Raw genomic sequence first — 4,725 nt, forward strand, 5'->3', positions numbered from 1 at the left:
CTTAGCGCACACGGTATTACCAACGCAGCACAAATTCCAAACGGCACGCGGAATTTTCCCTTGCTCGGGGAGTGGTTCCGCCTCCCGAGGGACCCTTCCGGGGCCGGGGGAGGTGCCGTTCGGCGTGGGTGAAGAGGCCTGCCGCGGGGGCACGGATTCCCTTTCCGAGCAGGGAATCCGTGCCCCCGACGGGGGCTAGGAGGCCGTGATCGGCGTGGTCACCGGCTTCCAGGAGGGGCGGTCCGATTCGAACTCGGTGATCTCTTCGGCGTGGCGCAGGGTGAGGCCGATGTCGTCGAGCCCTTCGAGCAGCCGCCAGCGCACGTAGTCGTCGATCTGGAACGGCGCGGTGAAGTCCTTGGCCCGCACGGTCTTGGTCTCGAGGTCGACCGTGACCTCCGTGCCGGGCTCGTTCTCGAGCAGCTTCCACAGCAGTTCGACGTCCGACTGTTCGCACTGGGCGGCGACCAGGCCGCCCTTGCCGGAGTTGCCGCGGAAGATGTCGGCGAAGCGGGAGGCGATCACGGCGCGGAAGCCGTAGTCCATGAGCGCCCAGACGGCGTGCTCGCGGGACGAGCCGGTGCCGAAGTCGGGGCCGGCGACGAGGACGCTGCCTCGGTCGAACGGCTCCTGGTTGAGGATGAAGTCGTCCTGGGTGCGCCATGCGGCGAACAGGCCGTCCTCGAAGCCGGAGCGGGTCACGCGCTTGAGGTAGACGGCGGGGATGATCTGGTCAGTGTCCACGTTGGACCTGCGCAGCGGCACCCCGATGCCGGTGTGCTGGGTGAACGGTTCCATGGTGGGAGCTCCTGTCTCGGGAAAGGTCAGACGGTGGCCAGGTCGGCCGGGGACGAGAGCGTCCCCCGCACGGCCGTGGCGGCGGCCACGAGCGGCGACACCAGGTGCGTGCGCCCGCCCTTGCCCTGCCGGCCCTCGAAGTTGCGGTTGGAGGTCGACGCGCTGCGCTCGCCGGGGGCGAGCTGGTCCGGGTTCATGCCCAGGCACATCGAGCAGCCCGCCTGCCGCCACTCGGCGCCGGCCTCGGTGAAGACCTTGTCCAGGCCCTCCTCGATGGCCGCCTGGCGCACGCGCATGGAGCCGGGGACCACGAGCATCCGCACGGACTCGGCGACCTTGCGCCCGCGCAGCACCTCGGCGGCCGCACGCAGGTCCTCGATGCGGCCGTTGGTGCACGAACCGAGGAAGACGGTGTCCACCGCGATCTCGCGCAGCGGCGTGCCCGGGGTCAGGTCCATATAGGACAGGGCCTTCTCGGCCGAGGCGCGCTCGTTCTCGTCGACGATCTGGGCCGGGTCGGGCACCGAGGCGCCCAGCGGCAGGCCCTGGCCCGGGTTGGTGCCCCAGGTCACGAACGGGGTGAGCTCGTCGGCGTCGAGGTGCACCTCGGCGTCGAACTCGGCCCCCTCGTCGGTGCGCAGCTCGCGCCACGCGGCCACGGCGGCGTCCCAGTCGGCGCCCTGCGGCGCGTGCGGACGGCCCTTCAGGTACTCGAACGTCGTCTCGTCCGGCGCGATCATGCCGGCGCGGGCGCCCGCCTCGATCGACATGTTGCACACCGTCATGCGCGCTTCCATCGACAGCGCCTCGATGGCCTTGCCGCGGTACTCGAGGACGTAACCCTGCCCGCCGCCGGTGCCGATCTTGGCGATGACGGCGAGGATGATGTCCTTCGCCGTCACGCCCGGCTTCAGCTCGCCGTCGACGGTGATCGCCATCGTCTTGAACTTGCGCAGCGGCAGCGTCTGGGTGGCGAGCACGTGCTCGACCTCCGAAGTGCCGATGCCGAAGGCCATCGCGCCGAACGCACCGTGGGTGGAGGTGTGACTGTCGCCGCACACCACGGTCGTGCCGGGCTGCGTGAGCCCCAGCTGCGGGCCGATGACGTGCACGATGCCCTGCTCGGCGTCACCCATCGGGTGCAGCCGGATACCGAACTCCTTGCAGTTGCGGCGAAGGGTGTCGACCTGGGTGCGCGACACCGGGTCCGCGATCGGGAGGTCGATGTCGACGGTGGGGACGTTGTGGTCCTCGGTCGCGATGGTGAGGTCGGGGCGGCGCACGGGCCGCCCGGCCAGCCGGAGGCCGTCGAACGCCTGCGGGCTCGTGACTTCGTGCACCAGGTGGAGGTCGATGTAGAGCAGGTCCGGTTCGGCACCTTCGCCTCGGCGCACGAGGTGGCTGTCCCACACCTTCTCCGCCAGCGTGCGAGCCTTGCCGGTCGGGCTGGTCATCTCCGGCTCCTTCCAAGGGGTTGGCCGGGAGCAAGGAACTCGGGCGACGTCCGAAGGCGGGGCGAGCCACGTCACGTGCGCAGCTCGAGTTCGTTTTTCCCAGATTCTGGACTTCCCAAACTTCGGGAAGTTAGTATCGCGTCGTGGGACAGCATAGCGGTATCGGAGTACTGGACAAAGCCGTGGCGGTGCTGCAGGCCGTCGCCGAAGACCCCTGTGGGCTGGCGGAACTCTGCACACGCACGGGACTACCGAGGGCGACGGCGCACCGTCTCGCCGTCGGTCTCGAGGTGCATCGGTTGCTGCGCCGGGGACCGGACGGCCGCTGGCGCCCGGGCACCGCGCTCGCCGAGCTGGCGGGCGGCTCGACCGACCCGTTGCTCGACGCGGCGAGCTCGGTGCTGCCGAAGCTGCGCGACATCACGGGCGAAAGCGTGCAGCTGTACCGGAGGGACGGCGTGCAGCGCGTGTGCGTCTCGACGGCCGAGCCGCCGAGTGGCCTGCGCGACACCGTGCCGGTCGGCTCACGCCTGCCGATGACGGCAGGCTCGGGCGCGAAGGTCCTCGCCGCGTGGTCGGATCCGCACACGCAGCGCACCATTCTCGCCGAAGCCGTGTACGGCGAACGCACTTTGCTGGAAGTGCGCCGCCGCGGCTGGGCGCAGAGCGTCGCCGAACGCGAACCCGGCGTGGCGAGCGTCTCGGCGCCCGTGCGGGATTCGTCGGGCACGGTCGTCGCGGCGGTGTCGGTTTCCGGGCCCATCGAACGCATCGGGCGCAAACCGGGCGCGCGCTGGGCCGCCGATCTGCTCGCCGCGGCGGACGCGCTCCAGGAACGGCTTTGACGCTCCGCCCCCGCTGACTCCCACCACTCTCCATCTTAGGCCGCCTCTCCTCCGGGGGAGGCGGCCTTCTTTGTCGGCTGGGCGCCGAACGGCCGTTCACCAAACGGCTGTTCGGCGCCCGAACCTGTGCCGATCATCTGAGCCGGCTGAGAATCCGGCCGCCGCCTTCACGAGCGCACGACACCCGCCGATGGCACCCTGTCCCCACTTCGCGGCCCGACCGGCCGCGACCCTCCCAGGTGGACGGAGCCCCCATGACCGAACTCACCGACCTGATCCTCGCCGCCCGACGCGCCGGCGGCGCCTCGGACCCGGTAGCCGCGCTGCTGCGGCTGCAGCGGGAGGTCGCCGCGTCCGCCGCCGAGGTCCTCGGCTGGCTGCCCGGCGCCGGCGTCGACGAGCACGTGCTCCACGCCGAACCGACGCTGACGTTGCTTCGGGTCGAGATCGGGCCGCGCACGGAGTACCCGCCGCACGACCACCTCATCCCGGCGTGCATCGCCGTGCTCGAGGGCCGGGAGACCAACACCTTCTACCGCGCGGACGGCTCGGGCCTCACCGGCGTGGGGGAGATCGACACGGCGGCGGGGTCCGTGCTGCCGATGGACGAGCGCGTGATCCATTCGGTGGCCAACCGGACCGCCGACCGGTCCGTGGCGCTGCACGTGTACTTGGGGGATCTCTTCCAGCTGTCGCGGACGATCTGGGACCCGGCCACCGGCACGCCCGGGCCTTACAGCGACGAGCGGTACTTTGCGCTCGCCCGGACCACGGCGCCCGCCTGACGGTCCTGAGTAGACATATCATCTTGCTCCTGACCTGCTGATCCCTGACGGCGCTCCGGCCGGCGCGGGCTGTTCCGCGCTTGTGGCCGGGGCGCTTTTTTCTGTGCTGGCGGACCCTGTCCGGGGTCTCGTGTTCCGTGCCGAGCGGCCGTTGCCTCACTGGGTGAGTCGGGTGCTTCGGTCACTCGGGGGATCGTGCGCGGGCCCGGTACCCATCCCTGGCACGGCTTCGGGTGGCCGAACCGTCGTTCACCGCGGCGCCACCCGCTCGGCCGAGTGGCGCCTGCCCTTGCGTCACACGGAACGCCGGTCCGGGCCCTCGCCGGTCACACTCTTGGCCGAGTCGTCACGCGACCGGACCCGTGCCCGCGCACCTGTTGCCGCTCTTGGGGGTTCTGCTTTGTCGGGTTTCGCGGCCGGCTCCGGGCCGCCCGCCGACTCCTTTGCCGCCCAACGCCCGTCGCCGCCGCGGGGCCGCCGAACCCCGCCGCGGCAGGGGTTCCGACCCTCCCCAGGGGTGCGCTGCCCGCCTTCGCCGGGCCGTCGGGCACCGGATTTCCGACGATCGTCGGGCCGTCGTTCGTCAGTCCGCAAAGGACACTCCCAGGCCCGGGGCAAGATCGCCTTCCGCCACTGGAGAAGCACGGGGTGGCAGTGTTTGCGGGGTCAAAACCGCTGGTAGAGCCCCACTCTGCGCGAACAATCGAACACAAGAGCGAATAAAGTGGCGGATATTCCGACTGTTCCCGAGCTCTTCGAAAGGGCGGACCGCAGACACGCCAACGGAAAAACCGAGGGTCCCGTTTGGACTTCTCCGCGTTATGGGTAATACTATTGAAGAGT

General features: G+C 70.4%; 4 protein-coding genes. 2 read left to right on the top strand and 2 right to left on the bottom strand.

What is annotated here, in order from left to right:
* Positions 1 to 195: 195 nt before the first annotated feature.
* Positions 196 to 798: a 3-isopropylmalate dehydratase small subunit gene (leuD, locus tag AB0K15_RS47840; RefSeq protein ID WP_364067867.1), complete on the bottom strand. Its 603-nt coding sequence runs from the start codon at positions 796 to 798 to the stop codon at positions 196 to 198.
* 26 nt (positions 799 to 824) lie between these two features.
* On the bottom strand, positions 825 to 2,252 hold the full coding sequence (leuC, locus tag AB0K15_RS47845) for a 3-isopropylmalate dehydratase large subunit (protein ID WP_364067869.1): 1,428 nt from the start codon (positions 2,250 to 2,252) through the stop codon (positions 825 to 827).
* Between the two features lie 143 nt (positions 2,253 to 2,395).
* Between leuC and AB0K15_RS47850 the strand changes: the two genes are divergently transcribed.
* Positions 2,396 to 3,097 (top strand): IclR family transcriptional regulator, encoded by a 702-nt coding sequence (locus AB0K15_RS47850; protein WP_364067871.1) that lies wholly within the window; start codon positions 2,396 to 2,398, stop codon positions 3,095 to 3,097.
* 254 nt (positions 3,098 to 3,351) lie between these two features.
* Positions 3,352 to 3,882: a hypothetical protein gene (locus tag AB0K15_RS47855; protein ID WP_364067873.1), complete on the top strand. Its 531-nt coding sequence runs from the start codon at positions 3,352 to 3,354 to the stop codon at positions 3,880 to 3,882.
* Positions 3,883 to 4,725: the final 843 nt, after the last annotated feature.

Source organism: Amycolatopsis sp. NPDC049253 (assembly GCF_040678995.1).
In the GTDB taxonomy this organism is placed as follows: Bacteria; Actinomycetota; Actinomycetes; order Mycobacteriales; family Pseudonocardiaceae; genus Amycolatopsis.

Coding starts and splice junctions, on each gene's coding strand:
- leuD (WP_364067867.1), bottom strand. CDS start 798: ATGGAACCGTTCACCCAGCACACCGGCATCGGGGTGCCGCTGCGCAGG.
- leuC (WP_364067869.1), bottom strand. CDS start 2,252: ATGACCAGCCCGACCGGCAAGGCTCGCACGCTGGCGGAGAAGGTGTGG.
- AB0K15_RS47855 (WP_364067873.1), top strand. CDS start 3,352: ATGACCGAACTCACCGACCTGATCCTCGCCGCCCGACGCGCCGGCGGC.